This is a genomic window from Mucilaginibacter sp. Mucisp73 (assembly GCF_059491465.1).
Genome location: NZ_CP168507.1, coordinates 5,692,557 through 5,716,533 on the forward strand (window position 1 = coordinate 5,692,557; position 23,977 = coordinate 5,716,533).

The following is a 23,977-nucleotide window of genomic DNA, read 5'->3' on the forward strand; positions in this document are numbered from 1 at the left end:
CAGACTTTTATAAAACATTGTTATGCTTAGAACTCATACCTGCGGCGAATTAAATATCAGCCATTTAGGCCAAACCGTTACTTTATGCGGTTGGGTACAAAAATCGCGCGATTTGGGCGGTACCACTTTTATCGACGTGCGCGACCGTTATGGTTTAACCCAATTGATATTTAACACAGATACAGATGCTACCCTGCGCGAAAAAAGCCGCGGGCTTGGTCGTGAGTTTGTGATCAAAGTTACCGGTGATGTAATTGAACGGGCCAGCAAGAATACCAAAATCCCAACCGGCGAAATTGAAATTGCCGTTACTGATATTGAAGTACTTAATGCCGCCAAGCTGCCGCCGTTCCTGATTGAGGACGAAACCGATGGCGGCGAGGAACTGCGTGCCAAATATCGCTACCTCGACCTGCGCCGTAACCCTATTCGCAACAATCTGGTACTTCGCCATAAGATGGCGCAGGAAGTGCGTAAATATTTAGATAAGCTTGATTTCATTGAAGTTGAAACCCCGGTACTGATCAAATCGACCCCGGAAGGTGCGCGCGACTTTGTGGTGCCAAGCCGCATGAACGCAGGTGAATTTTACGCTCTGCCACAATCACCTCAAACTTTTAAGCAATTATTGATGGTGAGCGGCTTTGACCGTTATTTCCAGATCGTAAAATGTTTCAGGGATGAGGATTTGCGTGCCGACCGCCAGCCAGAGTTTACCCAGATCGACTGCGAGCTTTCGTTTGTGAGCCAGGAAGATATCCTGAATATTTTTGAAGGCCTAACCCGTCACCTGTTCAAAACTGTAAAAGGTATTGATTTGGTTGAACTGCCGCGCATGTTGTATTCAGAGGCTATGCGTTTATACGGATCTGACAAACCCGACCTGCGTTTCGGGATGGAGTTTGTTGAATTGAATGATATTGTTAAAGGCAAAGGATTTAGCATTTTTGATAATGCAGAACTGGTTGTTGGCATCAACGCCAAAGGCTGCGCAGGTTATACCCGTAAACAGGTTGATGAGCTTACCGAGTGGTTAAAACGCCCGCAAATCGGTGTAACCGGCATGATCTATTGCCGTTACAATGAGGATGGCACCCTGAAGTCATCAGTCGATAAATTTTATAGTGAAGATGAGCTGACCAACTGGGCTGCTGCTTTCAATGCCGAAAAAGGCGATTTGATGCTGATCCTGGCCGGTGGTGCTGATAAGGTGCGTAAACAACTGAATGAGCTACGTTTGGAAATGGGCAACCGTTTAGGCCTGCGCGATAAAAATACTTTTGCGCCGCTATGGGTCGTTGACTTCCCGTTGCTGGAGTGGGACGAAGAAAGTGGCCGTTATCATGCTATGCACCATCCGTTCACTTCACCCAAACCCGAGGATATTGCCTTGTTAGATACTGAACCAGGTGCAGTACGCGCTAACGCTTATGACCTGGTGATCAATGGCACCGAAATTGGTGGTGGCTCTATCCGGATCCACGACCGCGGCTTGCAATCATTGATGTTCAAGCACCTTGGTTTCTCGCCGGAGGAAGCACAAAAACAGTTTGGCTTTTTGATGGATGCTTTTGAATATGGAGCACCTCCGCATGGTGGTATCGCTTTTGGTTTCGATCGTTTGGCATCGATATTTGCAGGTTTGGATTCAATTCGCGACGTGATCGCATTCCCTAAAAATAATTCGGGCCGCGATGTGATGATCGATTCGCCATCAACCATTGCCGAAGCACAAATGATCGAACTAAAAATAAAAACAACGGTTTAATCAACCCAAAACATAAATTGAGCCTCCTTTATTGCAAAGGGGGCTTTTATTTGGCCCCCCATCATGAAAAAAATTCTTTTGTTGCTAAGTGCGGGTATCATTACACTGATGATGTCATGTGATAACTCAGCGAAATTAAACCGGGCTAAACAAGCCCAAACAGATGACTCGCTGATCCGCGTTTACCTGAAGGCCAACCCTCAGCTCAAAGTGCAGAAACACCCCTCCGGTATTTATTACCAGGTTTTATCCGAAGGTAAGGGGAGGAATCCTAACGAAAATTCGTTAGTCACTGTAAATTATACCGCCGCATTGTTAAATGATATGGCAGTTGATAAAGCAAGCGGTTTTTCAAGCTCGTTAGACCGTTTGATCAAAGGTTGGCAAATAGGCATCCCATTGGTAAAAGAGGGCGGCACCATATTGCTCATTGTACCCTCGGGCCTTGCCTATGGTGCCAATGGCGTAGGCCGTATCCCCGAAAATTCGGTATTGGTATTCACCGTCGATTTAACAGAATTTAACTAATCTTCCCAAAATAAGTTGAATTATTGTAGCGTTCTGTAGTTTTTGCGCGTCAAATTAATCCAAACAGAACTATTAACTAATGAAGAAATTTCTATTATTCGTATTCGCCCCATTGGTGATCCTCACCTCATGCTCAAAAGACAAATTCGACGCCTCAAAACAGGCAGCCACGGATGATGCCGCTATTAAAGCTTATATCGGTACTGACACTGCTTTTCATGCTACAGCTGATGGCTCTGGTGTTTATTACAAAATAGTAACCCAGGGAACAGGTGCAAATCCAACCATTAAATCGACCGTTAAAGTAACTTATACCGGCAAACTATTGGATGGAACTACATTTGACTCGGGCACCATTAACCAAAGCCTGCAGGGCCTTATCAAGGGTTGGCAATCGGGCCTGCCGTATGTAAAAACCGGCGGTCGGATTATTTTGGTAATTCCCTCAAGAGAAGGCTACGGCAACAGTGCGGCCGGAAGCATTCCCGCAAATTCGGTTTTGGTATTTACAATTGATCTGCTTAGTTTTAGTTGATTTAATTAATGATATAGAAAAACTTAGCCGTTATGGCTTTTACTGCCGGCATGATGTGCTGAACACGGCAACCGGCACTCATACCGGATCAAGCGCCAATAACGAAGGCTATCCCGCAAAGATGGTCTTCATTTTTTTTATCTCCACGGTAAAAATACCTTTTACCTTTCGCCTTTAACCTTTCACCTCCAAAAACTATCTTTGTGCTGTGAGTGAGAAAACCATCCTAAAACTGCAGTTGCCTACCGATCCGCTTTGGGTTAAAAACGTGGTCGAGAGCAATATTGAAGAAATTTTGACCGACCATGCTTTTTGTGAACAAAAGGCAGCCAGCAATGCCATTACGCTTATTGTTCAAAACCCCAACCTGAGCGAATTGGTACAGGAAATGGCCCTACTGGTGCAGGAAGAAATGGATCATTTTAAACGCGTACATGATATTATATTGGAACGCGGTTATCTCCTCGGCCGCGAGCGGAAGGATAACTATGTGAACGAGCTGAGAAAATTTATCATCACAGGCGGTGGCCGCGAAGCCCAGCTGATTGACAGGCTGCTATTTTCGGCTATGATAGAAGCCAGGAGCTGTGAACGCTTCAAAGTGCTGTCCGAAAATATTAATGATGAACAACTGGCAACTTTTTACCACGAACTAATGGTAAGCGAAGCAACCCACTACTCCATGTTTATTCGGCTGGCCAAAAAATACGCTGAAGAAATTGATGTTGAAGCCCGCTGGAAACAATTTCTGGAGTATGAAGCCCAGGTAATTCAGAACTACGGTAAGGGTGAAACTATTCATGGGTAAGTTTTGAGTCTGAATCGAAGCTCTGACGTGTTGACCTGTAAGCTTCACTTGCTACTTAAGACTACAGACTTTTAGCTTAAGACTGTTCATGGCCTTTCCGCTGTTTTTTTAAATACCGGGGCCAGTACAAATATGGCGTAAGCAAGCGCTAACCTGCTGCTATTGATATCAGGTTTAATATTAATGAACGCAATATTTCATTTTACTGCAAAAACTGGGTCTTTGGTGTACGACAAAGATTACCAGCGTATCAGCATCGGCATAAACAACACCAAGCAGCGCCTGGAACATTTATATCCCGGCAAGCATTTGTCAAATATAAGCAGCCTGAATAATGAGTATATTGTTCAACTTACTTTACAAACTTAAATTATGGTGCTTAAATGTATCGCCATTGATGATGAACCTCTGGCCTTAAGGCTTATAAGCGAATATGTATCACGCTTCCCGGCATTGCAAATGGTTAATACTTTTGAAGATGCTATAGCCGGCGCCGAATTTTTAAAAAACACCCCAATAGATCTTCTTTTTGTTGATATCAACATGCCCGATGTTACCGGCATTGACCTTGTGCGCTCTTTGCAGGCAAAACCCATGGTAATATTTACTACCGCCTATAAAAAGTTTGCGTATGAGGGTTTTGAACTGGAAGCGATTGATTTTATTTTAAAACCGATAGATATTAAACGCTTTACCAAAGCCGTTGAAAAGGCCATTGATTACTACAAGTACAAAAACAAGCCCACCGACGACGAAGCTGAAGAAAGCCTGTATGTATACTCCGAATACCGCATGGTTAAAATAGACCTGGATACTATTGAATATATTGAAAGTATGGAGGATTATATCAAGATCCATATCACTAATGATAAAACCGTCCTTACGCTGATACCCATGAAAAAGGTATTGGAGAAATTGCCCTCCGCCAAATTTCAGCGCATTCACCGCAGCTATATCGTACCTGTTAATAAGATCCGGTCTATCCAAAACCGTAAGGTGCGGCTTACAAATGTTGAGCTCCCGGTAAGCGAAAGCTATAATGATTTTGCACGCAACTGGTCAAAACAGAAGTAAAATGAACGCAATTCTCTTGATTGGCTTATCAATAAAATTAATCAATTGACTTTAAGCTTTACGCATTTAGCTTTTATATAAATGACTTTAGCAAACAATAAAACAAGGCAACATATTCAGCAGGTTGATTATATCAGGGCAATAGCTTCATTGGCAGTAGCTTTGTTTCATCTTGGCGGCAAATCATTGCCCGGCTTGCACTATGGCTGGCTGGGCGTTCAAATGTTTTTCCTGCTGTCAGGCTTTATAATTTGCTGGGCTATTCCTGAAAATTATAGCTGGGCCTTATTTCCCAAATACATTTTAAAAAGAATTACACGCATTGAGCCCCCTTACATAGCCTCCATATTATTGACCATTTTGGCCGGGTATTTATTAAACGCAAATTATCGGCCTGATATCAGTAACATATTAACCCACTTAGCTTATATCAACAATTTTATTGGTCGCCCGTATTTGAACCCCGTTTACTGGACGCTGGGGATTGAGTTTCAATATTACCTGTTCATCGGCGTTTTCTTTCCAATTATTATAAAAAAATGGGGCGCCATCTCCCTGCCCCTGATTTGCTTATTGCCTTTATTTATACCCGTGCCCGGATCAACACTGTTAAACGTTTTTCCTTTTTTTGCTCTTGGGATATTATATTACCTGTACCTTACAGGTAAAAAGGGGGTAGCTGAAGTTTCGATATACGGTGTAGCTGTAAGCGCTTATGGTTTTTATAGTGCGGGGTGGCTTCCTATGGCTGCCGGCCTTCTGGCACTTGTCCTTTTAATACTGCCGTTAAAACGCTATCCGGTTATTGCGTTTTTTTCCAAAATCTCTTTTTCGCTATACCTTACTCATGATGTTGTTGGGAGTAGTCTTGTAGCTTTTATGGGTATGCACCTGCCAAAAACATTTGGATTCAGGGCGTTTGAATTTTTAACAGGCATTGCTGTGAGTATCAGTTTTGCTTACCTGTTTTATCGCCTGGTGGAGCTGCCCTGTTTACGGTTATCCAAACGGATCAGATACTGATTAACCGGTTATTTACAGGCGTTTTAAACTATTTTCCACTCCTTTTCACATTCACCAATACAAAAGCGCTATTCATCGATACATTATTGATGAAACCCGGCTTTGTCCCCATATTTATATCATAAACCAATTATAACCCCATAAATGGTTTATTAATACCCCTTTTCATAATAGTTGCGATAGTAGCGTCTGTATGTTAGTAGTTACATGCAGGCGCTTTTTTAAAAACAGTATTCCGTTGGAAGCAAAAAAGTTACTCCCCCTAATCAGCTTTTTTCTCATTTTATTAGTTCGTAAAACAAACGCGCAAAGCCTTGGCGATCCTGTGGTGAGCATCACCTTTGGCTCAGGCAGTTCAACACATTCGGGTGCCTTGCCTGCCGATTCAGGCTCAACCAGTTATACATATAGCAGTGCCAATTTCCCCAGCGACGGCTCTTATACCATTGAAAATACTACCGCGGGTGCAGGCAATGTCTGGTGGTCGGCCACAGACCATACAGGCAACACAGGCGGCTATATGATGGTGGTAAATGCCAGCGTATCCAAAACCGACTATTTTTATAAGCGCACCATTACCGGTTTATGCTCTAATACAACTTACCAGTTTTCGGCCTGGGTAGTGAATTTGTTAAGAAGCAATGATATCAGCCCGCCTAACATCACTTTCGCCATCGAAAAAACTGACGGAACAATTATTCAAAGCTTTAATACCGGCACTATTGCCCGCACAAGCAACAATTATCAATGGGTGCAGGAGTCGTTCAATTTTACACTACCGGCTGGTGTCGGCGATGTGGTGATCAAAATGATCAATAACAGCGCCGGCGGTGCCCCTGCCAATGACCTTGCCATTGATGATATTGTTTTCAGACCTTATGGTCCTGTGATAGAGGCCAGCTTCAGCACTTCAAGCTCAGCCAATACAGCATCGGCCTGTTCAAATGTTCCGCAGACCTATACACTCAATACGACCATCCCCAGTGGCTATACCGTTTTATGGCAATACAAAAACGGCAGTGGGGCCTGGACGGATCTTACCGGAGCAAACAGCACCAGTTCAAATTACCAGATAACATCGCCATCAGTGGCTGGTACTTATTACTACCGGGCAGTAACGGCGCAGGCGGGTAATATTAATTCGGCACTTTGCCGGTCTGCATCAAATGTGCTTACACTTACGGTTGGCGCACCACCTCAATCAACAGCAACGGCCAATACACCGGTTTGCGCAGGCACAACGTTAACGCTAAGTGCGTCAACCGGGGTGAGCTATCAATGGACAGGGCCAAATGGTTTTACATCGGCCATTCAAAGCCCAACTATCGATAACGTTACTGCTGCTGCTGCGGGTACATACTCAGTTATTGTTAAGTCATCATCAGGTTGCCAAGTCACAGCAACGGTGCCGGTTGTAGTAAACGCCCAGCCCGTTGCGGCTGTTGATGCTGTTGAGCCAATTTGCGAGGGGAGTTCGGTTACATTAAATGCCAGCGGAGGCTCAACCTATTCATGGTTGCCGGCAACGGGCCTTTCAGATGCCAGTATCGCTAACCCGGTAGCCAGCCCAACAGATAATACACTTTATACTGTAACAGTAAGTAACGGCACTTGTATCTCGACAGCCACAGTACAAGTAGATGTTATAAAAAAGCCTGTGGCCAATGCCGGGCCCAACAGGTACATTACCCAGGGCCAGTCAACAACACTTAACGGCAGCACCAAAGGAACCAACGTAAGCTATTACTGGACACCGACCGATAACCTGAGCAGCAGCCTTGAGCTTACGCCTACAGCTTCACCAATGGAAGATATCACCTACACCCTGCACGTGGTATCAAACTCAGGCTGCGGTGACGAAGCAACCGACCAGGTATTTGTGCGTGTTTATAAAAAAGTAGTTATCCCCAATACTTTTACACCCAATGGTGACGGGGTTAATGATACCTGGGCGATAGAGGCGTTGAATACTTACCAAACCTCGACAACGCAGGTATTTAACCGCTATGGCGGACTGGTGTTTAAAAGCACAGGCTATCCTGAAGCCTGGGATGGCAGATCTAACGGCCAGGGTATTCCGTCAGGAACATATTATTATGTAATAGATTTGAAGAATGGGAATGTAATGAGCGGCTGGGTGATGGTGGTTTATTAGTCCATGGCCAATAGTCGATAGTCCATGGTAAATGTGACAGAAATGAGGCTTTGACTTCTACAGGTGACTTTTAACTTCAAGAGCTATGGACTATTGACCATCGTCTATGGACTTCACCCCCGCTACATTCAGCAAATAATTATCCATCATATCAATATCCACCACATCATTTAAAAAACCGATATGCATATCCGGACGGGTGATGAGCGCTTTTTTTTGGTTTTCTTTCATGGCGAAAGCATCGAAAATGTGTTGATTTTTTGTCGAAGGCGGCAGGTAAAAAAAGTTGAGACTGGCCCCATAGTTTTGGGTTATCCATTTGGCGATGGTAAACAGGTCGAGCTCTTTGAGCTTGCCTAAGCAGATGAGCGTAAAACCCGGTTTGCTGCACCATTCATGCAGGTCGGTTTCCACCTCCCGTTTTTCGTCGAACACTTTGAGGTAAGGCAGCCTGTCGCCTGCTTTGATCTGGCCGGCATGGCTTAAGTTAAGGTTTATGGTGCTGTCGCGATAGGAGATACCGGTTTGCGATACCCGTTTAAAAAAAGCTTCGCGAAGGTTGGGTTTCCCCCATGCCCATTTTAAAACAATAGGCAGCAAATATTTCTTTAGTAAGTTAATAAACCAGTTATGCGACAGGATCATTTTAAAGATCCGGTCAGTAGTATTAAGGAGCTCTTTTGCTACCGGCATCCTTTCCTGCGCATAGCTATCTAACACCGATACTTTAAGCTGGTTATTAACCACACCTGCCAGTTTCCAGGCCAGGTTATAGGCGTCCTGCAAGCCGGTGTTCATTCCCTGTCCGCCAACCGGCGAGTGGATATGCGCGGCGTCACCAATTAAAAAGCAGCGCTGCTGCCTGAATTTATCGGCCATGCGGTGATGCAGACGGTAGGTAGTGAACCAGTTGGTATGTTCAACAATGATCTGTTGTTGGGCTACATCCCGCAAATGAGGTAACACCTCGCCAATTTGAAGCTCGTCTTTTTTATCAAACTCATCGGGCAGGCTGCCTACCACACGATAACTCCGTTCATCGGGCATGGGAAAAAAGCCCGCGAAACCTTTTTTTGAGAGGAACAGGTTAACCTTATCGCCAAAGTCGGCGTTTATTTTTATATCGGCCAAATAAAATTGGTGCTGGTAGGTATCCCCATTAAAAGGAATATTCAGTTGCTTGCGCACAGTGCTATGGGCACCATCTGCCGCAACCAGCCAATCGCAGGTAATGGTTTCTTTATCCTCGCCGCTTTGCAGTTTCAGTGTTACCTTATCAGCATCCTGGCTTAGTGACAGCAGCGATGTGTTCCAGTATACCGGGCAGCAGTTGAGGGTAATAAAATCCAGCAATAACCGCTCGTTTTTGCTCTGCGGGTACATCTGGATAAATGGAAAAGCCGTTTGCATTTCGCCAACATTGGCAAGCGAAAGACTGGCAACCTCTTCACCGTCCTGGTTAAACTGTACACCTCCTCCCCGTTTACCATCATTGAGCACTTTATCGACAATGCCCATCTGCCGGTAAATCTCCATAGACCGTGCCTGAACTGCAAGCGCCTTTGAATGGGTGGTTGGTCCCTGCTTGCTATCAACAATTACCGGCTGCACACCATAGCGCAAAAGCTGGGCGGCCATCATCAAACCTGATGGGCCCGCGCCTACTATTACAACCGGGGTATGCTGCTGGCTTATGGTCATTTATTGCCGTGATAGAGTAAAAAGATGGTTGGGCGCTTGTGCAGATCAGGCACTTTCTTTTGCCATTCGGCAATGGTTTTAGTTTGCACAAACTCGGTTGCAGCGGTCAGGTCGCAGGCTATACAAAGCTTGGTTTTGGGATTGCCTGTTTTCAGGATCTCCTCAAGCATGGGGTTATTGCGGAAAGGTGTTTCGATAAATAGCTGGGTTTGATCAAGCTTTATGGCTGTGCTTTCCAGCTCTTTGATCTTTTTAGCACGAAGCACCTTATCAATAGGCAGATAGCCGTGAAATGCAAAACTTTGTCCGCTGAAGCCTGAAGCCATCAGCGCCAGCAAAATAGAACTTGGGCCAACCAGGGGTACAACCTTAATGCCCATGCGGTGGGCTTTATCCACAATCTCGGCACCGGGATCAGCAACACCGGGACAGCCAGCTTCACTCATCAAACCCACATCATTACCTGCTTGCAGGCCTTTAAAAAAGTCAGCCTTACCCATGTCGCGGTTATGCTTGCCATAATCATGGATCAAAAGCTCGCTTTGCGGGGTTTTCAAGCCGGCCTCTTTTAAAAAGCGACGGGCGGTTTTTTCATTCTCCACGATGTACTCCTTGATACTGTTTATGGTATCAGTAAGGTATGGTGTAAATGATTTTGCAGCCGCGTCATCGGCCAGCGGTACGGGAATTAAATAAAGGGTTCCATAGGGCATATTGCAAAGTTGGTGTTTTTTGTTTAATTTAAGCTATCAAAAGGAGTCTGAAAAATGAGGCAATTAGGCGCAAACTGGTTTATTGAAGGTCATATTGATTTTGAATACAAAAAATATATCCTGTTAAGTTACCTTCAGGAGATTAACAGTCACTTCGATAACAGCCGGTTATATCCCAACCTGGCCGACCTGATATTTCATTACAATAACCTCATCGATTTTAAAAAGAATAAATCGCTGTTACAGCAGGCTTTTCCGCAACGCTTAACACAGGCTGATATCGACGCCGTAAAGCTTACCTATCAAAAGATCATTATGGATGATCAAAGCATGCAGGAGATAGAGCAGATCATTACCTATGCCTTAGGCAAAATGGACCCGGCTATAAAAACCGGCAGGGACATTTATGATTTTGTAGAAAGCCATGTGAATATTGATCCGGTGGGCATTATCCCTTTAATGCCCTATCACGGTTATTTTTCGTTACAGAATGGCAAGGAACGCACCAACCGGATCTACGAGTACCAGATCACTATTTTTGAAGGCAAGGATGATAAATACCGCGGCATTAACGTAGCTTTTGTTGATGCCTACGAGCAAAGTATCACCAATACCCCCGAAAGCATTAAACTGCATCTCATAAACCGGAACAAGTTTATGCCCAATCCTGCGGTTTATTACGTACACAGCGATATCACTTTTCCGCTTGAGCAAACGCTGCTGCCGGTGGCCAAAAGAAGCCTGGTGAAGTATATTTCGAATGCTGCGTAAGTGCTTATCAAATTATTTTTATTCAGGAAGCAAGGGTGGCACTGTTGCCCATTACGTTTACCTATCGGGCAAACCTTGAATCGTGCATGAAACAACGCTCCTCCCGGTTAGGCTTTTGCAACGTTAAGAGCTTATGGCAAGCCCGGGCATTTAAGATGAGAGTTTGATGAACTCTCCGGAAGGAGAATCATACCATGGGCCGAAATTCAACCTTGAAGGCTGCCAATGGGCGGTTAAAAGTGTCCGGTTCAATTTGCACATGCTCGCACAGGTCAGGCTCTCACTTTTTTAGCTCCTATTTACCTACCCTTACCTATCTGTAATATACTATCTATCAGTAAGATCCGAATCCTCTTTATAATTATTACTGCTAATTGCTTTTCATATGATTATAAATCGTGAAATTATTTGTCTTACCTGGATAAATACTAGCTGACATGAAAAAAAACGCAATAATATTGATTACGGGTTTATGGTTAAGCTGCTTTATCAGTGTGGTTCGGGGACAGGGAATAACAGATTCTGTACTTAGCCTTCGGTCGCCGGATAAAAATATAACATTCAGGTTCCGTCAAAAAGTTGAGGCCGGGAAACGTGCCGTGTACTATAGCGTGGATTATAAAAACAAACCGGTAATTCTGGAGTCTGTCCTCGATCTGCAACTGGATAATGACCTTTCAGAAAAAGCAATGGCGCTGAAGGTAGATCAGCATAAAAACTGGTGCGAAAACCTGTTGACCACCGGAGTTGATTCATCCCGGCATGATACCACATGGGCACCAGTTACCGGAGAGCGGGCTATGATCCGGGATCATTACAACGCAATGAATATTACGCTGGTAAAGGATGACAATCCCATTTATGTGATGCAGGTTCAGGTAAGGGTTTATAACGAGGGGGTTGCATTCCGGTATTATTTCCCCGAAAACCCTAAAGGAACCTACTACAACATCACTGCGGAAAATACCGAGTTTCACCTGCCTGAAGGCACCCAAGCCTGGTTTGCCAATTGGGCACAAGCGCCATATTACAAACTGCCGCTAAAAAACTGGCCCGGCGAAAGCGAACGGCCATTAACCATCGAATTACCTAACGGCCTTTTTGCAGCGCTGGGGGAAGCACAACTAATTGATTATGCACGCACCAAATTTAAGCTGAGTGCCGATAAACCATCTACCCTGGTAACCTCTATGTTTGGCGGGGCGCAGCTCATCTCGCCGGTAGGCACACCATGGCGGGCAATCATAATAGCTGAAAAACCGGGTGACCTGATTGAACATAATTATATGATATTGAATCTTAATGAGTCATCGGCAATAGCCAATACCAATTGGATTAAACCCGGTAAGATCATGCGGGCAATGGCCCTGACAACAAATGATGCAAAAACAACTATTGATTTCGCGGTAAAGCATAACCTGCAATATATTCTGTTTGATTGGAAATGGTACGGACCGGCGTTTAGCTTCAGCTCGGATGCTACCAAGGTTGCTATACCTCATTTTGACCTGCCCGGTATAATCAAATATGGCAAGGATAAGGGTGTTGGTGTTTGGTTATATGTTAATCAGCAGGGTTTATTAGCTCAAAGTGATAGTTTATTTACCATCTACCATAAATGGGGAGTTAAAGGCGTAAAATTTGGTTTTGTGCAGCAGGGATCCCACCGCTGGACAACCTGGGTGGAAAAGGCAATTCAGCAGGCGGCAGCTGCCCAGATCATGGTAAACATTCATGACGACTGGCGGCCAACCGGCGAGCAGCGTACCTGGCCAAACCTGATGTCGGCCGAAGGGATCCGTGGTAACGAGGAAATGCCCGATGCTACGCACAATACCGTGCTGCCTTTTACGCGGTACATTGCCGGAGCAGCCGATTATACCATCTGTTATTTTGATAAACGTATTAAAACTACTCATGCCCATCAATTAGCGCTGGCCGCAATTTATTACAGCCCGCTGCAAACGCTGTATTGGTATGATAAGCCTTCGGCGGAGCATAATGAGCCCGAACTGGAATTTTGGGACAAGATCCCAACCACATGGGACGAAACGAAAATAGTGCAGGGAACACCCGGCGAATACATTTCTACAGCCCGCAGAAGCGGAAAAGATTGGTTTGTAGGCATTATCACCAACAATGATGCACGTGAAATTAAACTTGACCTAAATTTTTTAGAGCCCGGTAAAAAGTATAAAGCGACTATTTACAGCGATGACCCATCGGTGAACACTGAGACACATGTTAGGGTCAGCAGTAAAACTGTTAATAGTAAAACAGTATTAAAATTTGCCCTGCTGCCATCAGGCGGCGAGGCGGTGTATCTTACCCCGGAAAAATAATCCATAATATATATAGCATACATGAGCCAACAGAATAAAAATAATTATGTAATCAGTGCAGATATCGGCGGTACGCATATTACGGCAGCGGTCATTGATCTGGAAAAAAAAATGATCATTGAAGATACCCGTACCAGGTTAACTGTGGACTCCCATGGAACGGCAACTGAAATACTTAAAACCTGGGCGGAAGCATTAACACAGGCTTATGAAAAATTCGGATCTCCGGCTCAGCAGGTTGCCCTGGCCATGCCTGGCCCATTTGATTATGAAAATGGGATTTCACTGATCAAAGACCTGCATAAGTATGAGGCCATTTATGGTTTAAATATTAAGTTATACCTGTCGGAAGAGCTGAGGATAGATGCTGCAGATATCCTGTTCCGAAATGATGCCGAAGCATTTTTACAAGGGGAAGTTGTGGCGGGAGCAGGCACCGGCTCCCGTAAGGTTCTTGGGCTTACGCTGGGCACAGGATTTGGTTCAGCTTTGAGTGTTGATGGTATTGTGAACGATTTAAACCTGGGCAGCGGACCTTATAAAGATAGCATTGCAGATGATTGTTTCTCAACAAGATGGTTCTTACGGCGATATCATGAAATAACCGGGCTGTCTGCTACCGGGGTGAGCGCGCTGATATCAATGTCCAAACACAGCGCTGTGGTCCGGAACATCTTTGATGAGTTTACGGTCAACCTGTCTTTATTCCTCCGGGATATTATCCAAACCGAAGGTCCTGATGTAATTGTTATCGGTGGCAATATTGCAAAAGCGTCGGGCATGTTTCTGGATGAACTTACCATCAGGTTAACAGCATATGCTGAAAGTTTAAAAATAAAATTAGCTTTATTGGGAGAAGACGCGGCGCTGATGGGTGCTGCTACGGCTTTTGATAGCAGGCGAGGACTTAATATCTTATTTAACGCCAATCATCCGGGTAATTAATTTTAATAACAATATGACCAATAAACCAGCTTTTACCGAGAAAAAATTCATCGTAACCTTTGTATTTGTAACCTCACTATTTTTAATGTGGGGCTTACTGCATTCCATGAGCGATATCCTGAACAAGCATTTTCAAAATGTGCTTAATCTCTCCAAATCCCAATCCGGCTTAATCCAGTTCTCCATGTTTGGGGCTTATTTTATTATGAGTATCCCCGCAGGATATTTTTTAAAGAAGTTTGGCTATAAACCCGGCGTAATCCTGGGGCTGATTTTATTTGCCTCGGGCTTATTCCTGTTTGTGCCTGCGGCCAACGCGGCTTCATTTACTTTTTTCAGGATAGCTTTATTTATTATGGGCTGCGGTATGGCTACTTTAGAAACTGTTGCGCATCCATTTGCGGCTGCCCTGGGCGATCAGCGCCGAAGCGACCAGCGGGTAAATTTTGCGCAAACCTTTAATGCATTGGGTACTATGATTGGTCCCGGTATTGGCACGTATTTTTTATTCGGACCTAAAGCTATCCACACAACCGACCTAAGCTCAGTAAAAGCGCTGTATGTGGCCATCGGCTGCGTGATTATACTTATAGCAGTTGCTTTTATGTTTTTGAAAATTCCGGTTTTAACAGATCCTCATGCAGAAACTTCGGCCATCGATCCTGATGCGGTTAACATAGACGTGGAGCCGTCAAAAAAACTATATCAGCATTCGCATTTCGTATGGGCGGTTACGGCACAGTTTTTTAACGTGGCGGCACAGGCCGGCACCTGGGCATATTTTATCAACTACGGTGTGGATATTATGCATTTCAGTAATGAAAAGGCCGGTTACTTTATGATTATTTTTATGGGGATGATGGCGTTAGGGCGTATTGTGGGCACTTCGTTAATGACCTATATCGCACCCAATAAATTATTAGCGGCATTTGCCTGCGGCAGCATCTTAATGTGCCTGATAGTTGCACAGAGCCTGGGCTGGACATCATACATCGCCCTGCTGATGATCAACTTCTTTTTTAGCATTATGTTCCCCACCATTTTTAGCTTGGGGATCAAAAACCTGGGCAGTCATACACAACAGGCTTCATCTTTTATAGCGATGGGGGTAGTAGGCGGCGCGGTATTTCCAATGGTAATGGGTCTGATAGCCAACCATAGCGTGGCTCATGCATATTACCTTCCGATCATCTGCTACGCAGTGATCTTTTTATTCGGTGCCAAATTTTATAAAGTTAAGCATTAATGGAAAGCGCCCGGAGAATTATATCAACCCTCATATTACCTGCCCCCCATACTATCACACTCAATAATGTAACGATAAAAGGCGATCCGGTAAACGAGGGCTTCAATAAACAATGGTGTTTAATATGCCGGCAAGCGCCGATACTGAAATTGTATTGAATTAGAATTATGAAAAGGTATTGTCTTTATTTTATTTTTTTAAGTTCGCTGATGTTGGCGGATCGGCAGATGGCACAAGCTGCTGTTTGGCAATGGTCGATGCCGGTTAAGCCTGCTGGTACTAAGCGGGACCCGTCAAGGGCTTTCTTATGGATATCGCCGAATTGTAAGCAAGTGAAGGCCGTCATATTCGCCCAAAACAATATGGAGGAGCAATCCATATTGGAAGATCCTCAATTCAGAGGGGAGATGGGCAAGCTGGGTGTTGCGGAAATCTGGGTTAGCCCGGCTTTCAATCTTAAGTTTTTATTTAACGAAGGCGCCGGAGATCAGTTTAACGCGTTGATCAATGACCTCGCTGATATTTCAGGTTATAGCGAATTGAAAACAGCGCCGGTGATCCCTATCGGGCATTCGGCAGCGGCAAGCGCGCCTTATTATTTCGGTGTATGGAACCCTTCGCGTACGCTTGCTTGCATCTCGGTAAGCGGGCAATGGCCATATGTAAGAAACATTTTTGCTCCCGATATCTGGAGTAAAGATCAAAGCCTGGATTATGTCCCTTGTTTGGAAACAATGGGCGAATACGAAGCTGCAAACACCTGGAGCGATGAGGGATTAAAAGAAAGACAGGAACATCCGCTGCTGCCGTTGAGTATGCTATCCAACCCGGCACAGGGGCATTTCGCTGCCACGCCTGAAAAAACCGGCTATCTGGCCTTCTACATTAAAAAAGCCATGGAGTACCGCTTGCCAAAAAATGCACCTCCGGGTAATGTTCCGAAATTGATTGATATCGATCCGACAAAAACCGGCTGGCTGGTTGATAAATGGCGCTATAATGAATTGCCCGCCGCGGATGCAGCACCTGTAGGAAGGTATAAGGAGGATGCTTCAAAAGCCTTTTGGTATTTTGATGAAGAAACAGCTCGGGCAACAATAACCTACCAGGCAAAACATCGCAATCAAAAACCCCAGTTAATAGGTTATGTACAGCATGGCCAAATGGTTGAACAGCGTAATACGCACCAGCAGGTAAACCTGAAATTTGAACCTGAGGCCGATGGCATCACTTTTAAACTCCATGCTGCATTTTATGATACCGTACCCGGGGGCAGTCCCCGCTTACCTGTTTGGGCTGGCATGCCGGTTGGTTCCGCTATAGGGCATGCTGCCGGGAATATTCCTATTGCCATTAACCGCATTACAGGCCCGGTTATTAAGTTAAATGACTCCACTTTCAGATTGAGCCCGCAGGCCGGTTTTTGGGAGAACCCGCATAGTTATGAGTTGTGGTTTGCTGCTACCCATCCTGGAGATGCCGAGTATAAACCGGCCGTACAGCAATCACAGATGCTTGTGCCGCCACACAATACAGCGGGGAAGGAGCAGCATATTACATTTTTACCGGTCCCCAACCAAAAGGCACATGCAAAGGGAATAAAATTGGATGCCAGCTCAGATGCACAGGTGCCTGTAGGGTTTTATGTATTAGAAGGCCCTGCAGAGCTATCAGGCAATACATTAAATATTACAGCTATTCCCCCGCGCAGCCGTTTCCCGGTAAAGGTTACGGTAGTGGCCTGGCAATATGGTAATAGCCATGAGCCTAAACTGCAAACAGCAATACCCGTTGAACAATCTTTTTTTATTGAAAAATAATTGAAACACTTAAAATATTAACCGTAGTTATGCTTCCTCTAAAAACTCAATGTGGTTCACTTAAACCCAAAGGCAACGGGATAAGCAGTATAGTCTTTCATTATACCCCAAATTAATCGCCAATAATCAGTTAAGATCAATATTTCCGGTGCTGCTCAGCGTAACATGAAACTCTAAAGGAATAGAAGTATAGCTCGGGGGCCCTGCCTAATAAGCCAGCAGCCGTTCCATGCTTTCTTCCAATCGTGCCTTGGCCAAAAACTGATCTTCCAAAGCTTTGTTCATGGGGATGGCTGTATCGAGGCTACCACAGCGCATTACGGGGGCATCGAGATATTTAAAGCAATGTTCGGCCAAATGGGCCGCAATTTCGGCGCCGAAACCGTTGGTAAGCGTATCTTCATGCAAAATCAGCACCCGGCCTGTTTTTTTAACACTGGTTTCCACTGCTTCCTGGTCCCAGGGTTGCAGACTGCGCAGATCGACGATCTCTATGGATTGATCGGGATGTTTGTTTGCATACTCCAATGCCCAGTGTACACCAAGGCCAAATGTAATTATAGTGGCCTTTTCGCCTTGCTTAATCACATTAGCCTTGCCTATCTCTATCATTACATCATTATCAGGCACATCGGCGCTGATACTGCGGTACAGGTATTTGTGTTCGAAATAAATTACCGGGTTAGGATCGTCAATAGCGGCAAGCAGCAGCGCTTTGGCATCTGCCGGGAAAGCCGCATAAACCACTTTTAAGCCAGGAGTTTTGGTAAACCAGGCTTCATTGCTTTGCGAGTGGAAGGGGCCTGCCCCGGTACCTGCACCCGCGGGCATCCGTATTACCACATCAACGCTCTGCCCCCAGCGATAATGCGTTTTTGCCAGGTTGTTAATAACCTGGTTAAAGCCGCAGGTAACAAAATCGGCAAATTGCATTTCAACCACAGCTTTGTAACCGTTAAGTGCAAGTCCCATGCCTGCACCAACAATTGCTGATTCGCAAATGGGGGTATTACGTACACGGGCCTTACCAAATTCCTCAACAAAGCCCTGGGTAATTTTAAATGCGCCGCCGTATTCGGCAATGTCCTGCCCCATGATCACCAGGTTGGGGTGTTTGCGCATAGCTTGTTTAAGCCCGTCGCTAATGGCATCGATATAGCGCTTACTGGTAACCGGCGATGATTTTGGCTGTACAGCAGGAAAGCTGTAAGGCTTGTACATATCCCGCACTTCGGTGTCCACATCCGGTATAATATCTGTTTCGGCATAAGCCTTTTCAATTTCGGTTTCAATAAGGGCGGCGAACTCCTTACGGATAAGAGAGATCATGTCTTTAAACAAAACCCCTTCGGTAATCAGGTACTTTTCAAAGTTTGTAACCGGGTCCTTTCCTGCCCACCACTCAAATAAATTAGTGGGAACATATTTGGTGCCTGATGCTTCCTCATGGCCACGCATCCTGAAGGTCATACATTCCAGCAAAACAGGGCGCGGATTTTCACGAATAGCTTTATTAAGTGAGGTTATGGTGTTATAAACTTCAAGCAGGTTATTGCCGTCAATACGGCGGCCTTCAATACCGTAGCCTACGGCTTTATCAACCAGTTCGCGGCAATTATATTGTTCGTTGGTTGGGGTTGAAAGGGCATAGCCATTATTTTCGATCAGAAATATTACCGGCAGTTTCCAAACAGAGGCTATGTTAAGTGCTTCGTGAAAATCCCCTTCACTGGTAGCACCCTCGCCGGTAAAAACAAGGGTTGATTTTTTTTTACCCGATAATACATCCGCTAAGGCAATGCCATCGGCCAGGGCAAGCTGCGGACCGAGATGGGATATCATCCCAATGATCTTATACTCTTGGGTGCCGAAGTGGAAGGAGCGATCGCGCCCTTTAGTAAAGCCCGAAGGTTTGCCCTGCCATTGCGCCATTAACCGCGACAAGGGGATATTTCTCGATGTAAAAATACCGAGGTTGCGGTGCATAGGCAAAATATATTCGTCGGCATTCATAGCAAGGACGCTGCCAACTGCTATGGCTTCCTGGCCAATACCCGAAAACCATTTGCCAATGCGGCCCTGCCTCAGCAGGATCAGCATCTTCTCTTCAACCATGCGCGGAAACAGCAATTTTTTATAAAATGCCAGCAAAGTATCATTATCGAGGTTTTTCCTGTCAAAAATCATAACGTAAAACTACTGAAGTTTTTAAAACTTTGTATGTTTGGTGATACTATCCAAAAACTATGAAGCGCACCTCTATTTTCATCATTATATTACTGCTCATGATCGGCTTTGCGGCCAGTTCGCAGGATTTTTTTTTATTGCCACATAATTTTTACGTTCACAAAGGCGATAAGCTTAACCTGCACTTGTTGAGCGGCAATGAGTTTAAACCCGAAAATGAATTTAAATTTGCCACAGCAAAGGCAACTAAATTTATGCTGTATGAAGGCTCAAAGAAAACAGATCTTTCAAAAGTCAGTAACTCCGCCGATAGCAGTCTGCTTACTTATGAGTTGCAAAACTCCGGGCTTGCCCTTTTTGAACTGGTAAGGGATGACGAAACAGAATCGGAAAGGAATAAATTTATCAGGGCGCTTGAAAGTGAAGGCCTCGATAAAATGGCCGAAGAAGCCCGGGCCAGCAGCCAGCAATACTTCGTTGAAAAGTATCACCAGTCAAGCAAAACCCTTATTTCTGTTGATAAAGCTAACGGTAAGGACTTTGATAAACCCCTGGGTGAGGAATATGAAATTGTAATACAGCAAAATCCCTATAAATCAAGCTATGGCGATGATGTTACCGCTCAGGTGCTTTTTAAAGGTAAACCTATGAAGGACGCTGTGGTAATGCAATATGTACGCACTTTGAACGGCACCATCGTTCCGCAAAAATTATTGAGCGACAGCAATGGCCTGGTGTTTTTTAAACTGAGCCGGGAGGGGGTATATATGGTCAGTTCAACCCATGTTGAACCATCGCAGGATAAAAAAGCCGATTATGAAAACTGGAGCACTACCTTCACCTTTGCCTTCAGTAATACCGATGACGTACCAAATTCATACAGGGAGTTTGGATTTGGCAATAAACATTGATTTTTTAGCAGCGTTTGCAGGCTTTAGTAGTCGCTAATTGATGGGAGATTAAAGGGCTAAACATCAATTACCTACCTGCTCGCTGAAACAGCGTTAGTAAGTTTAACAAAATCCTCCACACTCAATCTTTCCGCACGCAGATCGAGGACAGGCTCATCAGTCAATTTTTCTTTGTTGATGAGCGATGATATGGCGTTGCGCAGGGTTTTGCGGCGCTGATTAAACCCGGCTTTTACAATTTGCCAAAACAGTTTCTCGTCGCAATCAAGCGTATGCTTATCGTTGCGTGTAAGCCTGATCACTGCCGAAAGCACCTTGGGCGGAGGATTAAATACACCGGCCTTCACCGTAAACAGGTATTCCACTTTATAGTAAGCTTGTAAAAACACGCTGAGTATACCATACTCCTTGCTGCCTGGTTTGGCGGCACAGCGTTCAGCAACCTCTTTCTGGAACATGCCCACTACCTCAACCACCTGCTGGCGGTTGTCAAGCACCTTAAAAAGTATTTGCGATGAGATGTTATAGGGGAAATTACCGATAATGGCAAAGTTTTCCGGGAAAATGCTTTTAAAATCAAGCTCCAGAAAATCCGCATTGATAAGGCGGGCACCTAATTGCGGGTATTTTTTTTTCAGAAAATCGTACGATTCGGTATCAATATCAATGAGTGATGTTTCGTACTCGCTTTTTTGCAGCAGAAAATCAGACAGTACACCCATGCCCGGCCCCACCTCAAGCACATAGCCGAAACGCCCTTCGGGTTTCAGGCTGTCCACTATCTTTGCTGCTATGTTTTTATCAGTAAGAAAATGTTGCCCTAAATGTTTTTTTGCCCTTACCAATGTCATTATTAATCAAATATTTGAGCAAATTAAATCATATTTGTGCTTTTATCAGGAACTATAAGCTTAAAATCTTTTATTTGCAGGTGTAAAGATAGGTTAAAGGCGAAAGGTTAAAGGTAAAAGGTTTGCCTAAGTTGAAGGTTAAAGGCGAAAAGCAAAAGGCCAAAGGCCGTTTAGCTTTATAAACCATTAATAATCATCACTGTTAAAATATTGAAATCACCGCTTAAAAAAATCGGTGAAATCATAAAACTCGGTGAAATCATAAAAAAATAATGAGCGATAAATTAAAAATTGGGATCAGCATTGGCGATGTAAACGGCATCGGTTTAGAGATAATTATTAAAACTTTGGCCGATAGTAAGATTTATGATTATTGTACGCCTATTGTTTACGGGCATACCAAAGTGGCTTCGTTCCACCGCCGTGCAACCCAGGTTAATGAGCTTAATTTTTTGGTGATCAATGATCCTTCGCAAACTCATTTCCGCAAACCTAACATGATCAACTGTTGGGAGGAAGATGTAAAGATTGATATAGGGCAGGTTACGGAAGCGGGCGGTAAGTACGCCTTCAAATCATTGGAGCGCGCTGTTTATGACCTGAAGGAAGGTTATATAGATGCCCTGGTAACGGCTCCTATTAACAAGGATAATATACAGAACGATAAATTCCACTTTCCCGGCCATACCGAATATTTACAGCAATACGATGGTGCTGCCGAATCGCTGATGTTTCTGGTGAGCGATACTTTACGTGTTGGCGTGGTTACAGGTCATATCCCGGTATCAAAAATTGCCGAAAGCATTACCGCCGAAAAAATATTGGCCAAGCTGAAGCTAATGAACACAAGCCTGCAAAATGATTTCTGGGTGCGCAAGCCAAAAATTGCGGTATTGGGGCTTAACCCGCATGCCGGCGATAACGGCCTTATCGGCAGCGAAGAAAAAGATATCATTATACCTGCTATTGAAGAAGCCCGCACAAACAATATCCTGGCATTTGGCCCGTACTCGGCCGATGGCTTTTTTGCCAATGGCACTTACCTGCAGTTTGACGCTGTACTGGCTATGTATCACGACCAAGGCCTGATCCCTTTTAAACAGATCGCCTTTGAAACAGGTGTTAATTTTACAGCCGGGCTAAACTTTGTGCGCACTTCGCCCGATCATGGCACAGCGTATGATATAGCAGGAAAAAACCAGGCTTCTGAGGTCTCCTTCCGCGAAGCGCTGTTTACAGCTATCCACATTGTAAAGAACCGCAGGGAAGGGCTGGAACTTAATGAAAATCCACTTTTATTCAGCAAGCTAAGCCGCGACAGAGATTAAAAAAGCCTTGTAATAGTAATGTTTCAATTTAATTACCGTTAAATTAAAACATTTACGCTGCTTGTTGCATTTACATGACTGAATGAATAATTTTCTTAGCCGCATACGTTCAATAGATGCATTCCGCGCTGTAACAATGTTCCTCATGATATTTGTGAATGACCTGGATGGCATTCCGAATACCCCAACATGGCTTAAACACGCGGGCTCAAATGTTGATGCGCTGGGTTTGGCAGATACTATTTTCCCCGCGTTTTTATTTATAGTCGGGCTTTCAATTCCCTTTGCTTTTCAAAACAGGTTAAAGCAGGGCGATAATTTCAAATTATTATCACGGATAGTGAGCCGCTCATTCGCGCTCATTTTTATAGGTTTCTTTCATGCCAACATGGAAACCTACAATGAAGCTACCACCCTGTTACCCAAACCAGTTTGGGAAAGCCTGGTTACATTCAGCTTCTTCTTTATTTTTTTAGATTACAGCAAGGATACGTCAGCCACTAAACGCTATATGTTGCAGGGCTTCGGTATATTGTTACTTGCAGGCATGGCGGCTCTGTATCGTACCAGCGACCCCGGGCATACCTGGCTTCACTTTACCTGGTGGGGTATTTTAGGCCTGATAGGATGGTCATACATGCTTTGTGCGCTTATCTATTACTATTCTGATGGGCATTTATGGGTACAACTGGCGGCCTGGATGTTCTTCATTTTCTTTAACCTGGATGTGCACTTCGGCTTTCTTGATTTTATCGATAAGCTGCAGGGCTATATCTGGATAGCCGGCAACGGCGCTATGCAGTCGTTCACCATGGCGGGGGTATTTATTTCGGTATTGTATATGCGCCTCAAGGCCAATAACGAAATGAAGATGCTTTGGGTGGCCATGATCCTGATTGCAATAATTTTGTTTAACCTGGGCTTTATAGTGCGCTATTTTAGTGGCGGCATTTCCAAAGAGCGCGATACCCCTTCATGGGTGCTCATTTGTACCGGCATTAGTTTGGTGGTATATGCTTTCTTTATTTTTCTGGTTGATGTTAAAAATAAATACAACTGGTTTAAGGTGATAGAGCCCGCCGGCACCAACACTTTTACCTGTTACATAGTGCCCTTCCTGTTTTATCCCATATATGAAATGAGCAGGATAGGCTACCCCGAATACCTGAGCCAGGGTACCGGCGGCCTAATCAAGTGTATTGTATTTGCTTTTGTAATGGTATGGCTCACGGGGTTGCTGGATAAAATCAATATTAGGATTAAGATATAAG

20 protein-coding genes are annotated in these 23,977 nt (G+C 44.5%); 16 read left to right on the top strand and 4 right to left on the bottom strand.

The genetic code is table 11. The features are described from left to right. Positions 1 to 22 precede the first annotated feature (22 nt). From aspS to ACEN82_RS23475, 8 genes are all read left to right on the top strand, one after another. Positions 23 to 1,768: an aspartate--tRNA ligase gene (gene aspS, locus ACEN82_RS23440; RefSeq protein ID WP_413321363.1), complete on the top strand. Its 1,746-nt coding sequence runs from the start codon at positions 23 to 25 to the stop codon at positions 1,766 to 1,768. Positions 1,769 to 1,831: 63 nt separating this feature from the next. Further along, the gene (locus ACEN82_RS23445; RefSeq protein ID WP_413321362.1) at positions 1,832 to 2,296 is read left to right on the top strand and encodes an FKBP-type peptidyl-prolyl cis-trans isomerase; all 465 of its coding nucleotides are present in this window, start codon (positions 1,832 to 1,834) and stop codon (positions 2,294 to 2,296) included. 79 nt (positions 2,297 to 2,375) lie between these two features. Beyond that, on the top strand, positions 2,376 to 2,831 hold the full coding sequence (locus ACEN82_RS23450; protein ID WP_413321361.1) for an FKBP-type peptidyl-prolyl cis-trans isomerase: 456 nt from the start codon (positions 2,376 to 2,378) through the stop codon (positions 2,829 to 2,831). Positions 2,832 to 3,039: 208 nt separating this feature from the next. Further along, entirely contained in the window at positions 3,040 to 3,639 is a 600-nt protein-coding gene (locus ACEN82_RS23455; RefSeq protein ID WP_413321360.1) for a MiaE family protein, read from the top strand. A gap of 183 nt (positions 3,640 to 3,822) precedes the next feature. Continuing rightward, positions 3,823 to 4,008 (top strand): hypothetical protein, encoded by a 186-nt coding sequence (locus tag ACEN82_RS23460; RefSeq protein ID WP_413321359.1) that lies wholly within the window; start codon positions 3,823 to 3,825, stop codon positions 4,006 to 4,008. A 3-nt stretch (positions 4,009 to 4,011) separates the two neighbouring features. After that, positions 4,012 to 4,713, top strand: coding sequence for a LytR/AlgR family response regulator transcription factor (locus ACEN82_RS23465; protein ID WP_413321358.1), 702 nt, complete (start codon positions 4,012 to 4,014; stop codon positions 4,711 to 4,713). 81 nt (positions 4,714 to 4,794) lie between these two features. Further along, positions 4,795 to 5,736, top strand: coding sequence for an acyltransferase family protein (locus tag ACEN82_RS23470; protein WP_413321357.1), 942 nt, complete (start codon positions 4,795 to 4,797; stop codon positions 5,734 to 5,736). Positions 5,737 to 5,929: 193 nt separating this feature from the next. Next, positions 5,930 to 7,891 carry a T9SS type B sorting domain-containing protein gene (locus ACEN82_RS23475; RefSeq protein WP_495644026.1) on the top strand — a complete coding sequence of 654 codons (1,962 nt, stop codon included), beginning with the start codon at positions 5,930 to 5,932 and terminating at the stop codon, positions 7,889 to 7,891. A gap of 90 nt (positions 7,892 to 7,981) precedes the next feature. On the opposite strand, the gene ACEN82_RS23480 is transcribed toward ACEN82_RS23475, so the two are convergent. Beyond that, the gene (locus tag ACEN82_RS23480) at positions 7,982 to 9,592 is read right to left on the bottom strand and encodes an FAD-dependent oxidoreductase (RefSeq protein ID WP_413321355.1); all 1,611 of its coding nucleotides are present in this window, start codon (positions 9,590 to 9,592) and stop codon (positions 7,982 to 7,984) included. Next, entirely contained in the window at positions 9,589 to 10,305 is a 717-nt protein-coding gene (locus ACEN82_RS23485; RefSeq protein WP_129567934.1) for an SAM-dependent methyltransferase, read from the bottom strand. The genes ACEN82_RS23480 and ACEN82_RS23485 overlap by 4 nt, the downstream gene beginning before the upstream one ends. A gap of 54 nt (positions 10,306 to 10,359) precedes the next feature. Between ACEN82_RS23485 and ACEN82_RS23490 the strand changes: the two genes are divergently transcribed. The 5 genes from ACEN82_RS23490 to ACEN82_RS23510 all read left to right on the top strand — a co-directional run bounded on the left by ACEN82_RS23490 (position 10,360) and on the right by ACEN82_RS23510 (position 17,429). Then, positions 10,360 to 11,076, top strand: coding sequence for a hypothetical protein (locus ACEN82_RS23490; RefSeq protein ID WP_354484628.1), 717 nt, complete (start codon positions 10,360 to 10,362; stop codon positions 11,074 to 11,076). A gap of 437 nt (positions 11,077 to 11,513) precedes the next feature. Next, positions 11,514 to 13,418 (top strand): glycoside hydrolase family 97 protein, encoded by a 1,905-nt coding sequence (locus ACEN82_RS23495; protein WP_413321354.1) that lies wholly within the window; start codon positions 11,514 to 11,516, stop codon positions 13,416 to 13,418. Positions 13,419 to 13,439: 21 nt separating this feature from the next. Continuing rightward, positions 13,440 to 14,363, top strand: coding sequence for an ROK family protein (locus tag ACEN82_RS23500; RefSeq protein WP_413321353.1), 924 nt, complete (start codon positions 13,440 to 13,442; stop codon positions 14,361 to 14,363). Between the two features lie 13 nt (positions 14,364 to 14,376). Next, positions 14,377 to 15,609: an L-fucose:H+ symporter permease gene (gene fucP, locus ACEN82_RS23505; protein WP_413321352.1), complete on the top strand. Its 1,233-nt coding sequence runs from the start codon at positions 14,377 to 14,379 to the stop codon at positions 15,607 to 15,609. 167 nt (positions 15,610 to 15,776) lie between these two features. Further along, the gene (locus tag ACEN82_RS23510; protein WP_413321351.1) at positions 15,777 to 17,429 is read left to right on the top strand and encodes a hypothetical protein; all 1,653 of its coding nucleotides are present in this window, start codon (positions 15,777 to 15,779) and stop codon (positions 17,427 to 17,429) included. Positions 17,430 to 17,636: 207 nt separating this feature from the next. Here ACEN82_RS23510 and ACEN82_RS23515 read toward each other — a convergent pair whose 3' ends face one another. Further along, on the bottom strand, positions 17,637 to 19,616 hold the full coding sequence (locus ACEN82_RS23515; RefSeq protein ID WP_413321350.1) for an alpha-ketoacid dehydrogenase subunit alpha/beta: 1,980 nt from the start codon (positions 19,614 to 19,616) through the stop codon (positions 17,637 to 17,639). A gap of 59 nt (positions 19,617 to 19,675) precedes the next feature. Between ACEN82_RS23515 and ACEN82_RS23520 the strand changes: the two genes are divergently transcribed. Continuing rightward, complete coding sequence (locus tag ACEN82_RS23520; RefSeq protein WP_413321349.1) at positions 19,676 to 20,527, top strand: DUF4198 domain-containing protein; 852 nt, start codon at positions 19,676 to 19,678, stop codon at positions 20,525 to 20,527. Between the two features lie 71 nt (positions 20,528 to 20,598). On the opposite strand, the gene rsmA is transcribed toward ACEN82_RS23520, so the two are convergent. Next, a complete protein-coding gene (gene rsmA / locus ACEN82_RS23525) occupies positions 20,599 to 21,378 on the bottom strand; it encodes a 16S rRNA (adenine(1518)-N(6)/adenine(1519)-N(6))-dimethyltransferase RsmA (protein WP_413321348.1) in 780 nt (259 codons plus the stop codon). 272 nt (positions 21,379 to 21,650) lie between these two features. On the opposite strand from rsmA, the gene pdxA reads away from it, so the two are divergent. Both pdxA and ACEN82_RS23535 read left to right on the top strand, forming a co-directional pair. Continuing rightward, positions 21,651 to 22,706, top strand: coding sequence for a 4-hydroxythreonine-4-phosphate dehydrogenase PdxA (pdxA, locus tag ACEN82_RS23530; RefSeq protein WP_413321347.1), 1,056 nt, complete (start codon positions 21,651 to 21,653; stop codon positions 22,704 to 22,706). A gap of 82 nt (positions 22,707 to 22,788) precedes the next feature. After that, positions 22,789 to 23,976, top strand: coding sequence for a DUF5009 domain-containing protein (locus ACEN82_RS23535; RefSeq protein WP_413321346.1), 1,188 nt, complete (start codon positions 22,789 to 22,791; stop codon positions 23,974 to 23,976). Position 23,977: the final 1 nt, after the last annotated feature.

Bases quoted from the DNA above. Each gene is read 5' to 3' on its own strand.
- ACEN82_RS23450 (WP_413321361.1), top strand. From the start codon at position 2,376: ATGAAGAAATTTCTATTATTCGTATTCGCCCCATTGGTGATCCTCACC.
- rsmA (WP_413321348.1), bottom strand. From the start codon at position 21,378: ATGACATTGGTAAGGGCAAAAAAACATTTAGGGCAACATTTTCTTACT.
- ACEN82_RS23470 (WP_413321357.1), top strand. From the start codon at position 4,795: ATGACTTTAGCAAACAATAAAACAAGGCAACATATTCAGCAGGTTGAT.
- ACEN82_RS23460 (WP_413321359.1), top strand. From the start codon at position 3,823: ATGAACGCAATATTTCATTTTACTGCAAAAACTGGGTCTTTGGTGTAC.
- ACEN82_RS23490 (WP_354484628.1), top strand. From the start codon at position 10,360: ATGAGGCAATTAGGCGCAAACTGGTTTATTGAAGGTCATATTGATTTT.
- pdxA (WP_413321347.1), top strand. From the start codon at position 21,651: ATGAGCGATAAATTAAAAATTGGGATCAGCATTGGCGATGTAAACGGC.
- fucP (WP_413321352.1), top strand. From the start codon at position 14,377: ATGACCAATAAACCAGCTTTTACCGAGAAAAAATTCATCGTAACCTTT.
- ACEN82_RS23485 (WP_129567934.1), bottom strand. From the start codon at position 10,305: ATGCCCTATGGAACCCTTTATTTAATTCCCGTACCGCTGGCCGATGAC.
- ACEN82_RS23510 (WP_413321351.1), top strand. From the start codon at position 15,777: ATGAAAAGGTATTGTCTTTATTTTATTTTTTTAAGTTCGCTGATGTTG.
- ACEN82_RS23515 (WP_413321350.1), bottom strand. From the start codon at position 19,616: ATGATTTTTGACAGGAAAAACCTCGATAATGATACTTTGCTGGCATTT.
- ACEN82_RS23520 (WP_413321349.1), top strand. From the start codon at position 19,676: ATGAAGCGCACCTCTATTTTCATCATTATATTACTGCTCATGATCGGC.
- ACEN82_RS23480 (WP_413321355.1), bottom strand. From the start codon at position 9,592: ATGACCATAAGCCAGCAGCATACCCCGGTTGTAATAGTAGGCGCGGGC.
- ACEN82_RS23465 (WP_413321358.1), top strand. From the start codon at position 4,012: ATGGTGCTTAAATGTATCGCCATTGATGATGAACCTCTGGCCTTAAGG.
- aspS (WP_413321363.1), top strand. From the start codon at position 23: ATGCTTAGAACTCATACCTGCGGCGAATTAAATATCAGCCATTTAGGC.
- ACEN82_RS23535 (WP_413321346.1), top strand. From the start codon at position 22,789: ATGAATAATTTTCTTAGCCGCATACGTTCAATAGATGCATTCCGCGCT.
- ACEN82_RS23475 (WP_495644026.1), top strand. From the start codon at position 5,930: ATGTTAGTAGTTACATGCAGGCGCTTTTTTAAAAACAGTATTCCGTTG.
- ACEN82_RS23500 (WP_413321353.1), top strand. From the start codon at position 13,440: ATGAGCCAACAGAATAAAAATAATTATGTAATCAGTGCAGATATCGGC.
- ACEN82_RS23495 (WP_413321354.1), top strand. From the start codon at position 11,514: ATGAAAAAAAACGCAATAATATTGATTACGGGTTTATGGTTAAGCTGC.
- ACEN82_RS23445 (WP_413321362.1), top strand. From the start codon at position 1,832: ATGAAAAAAATTCTTTTGTTGCTAAGTGCGGGTATCATTACACTGATG.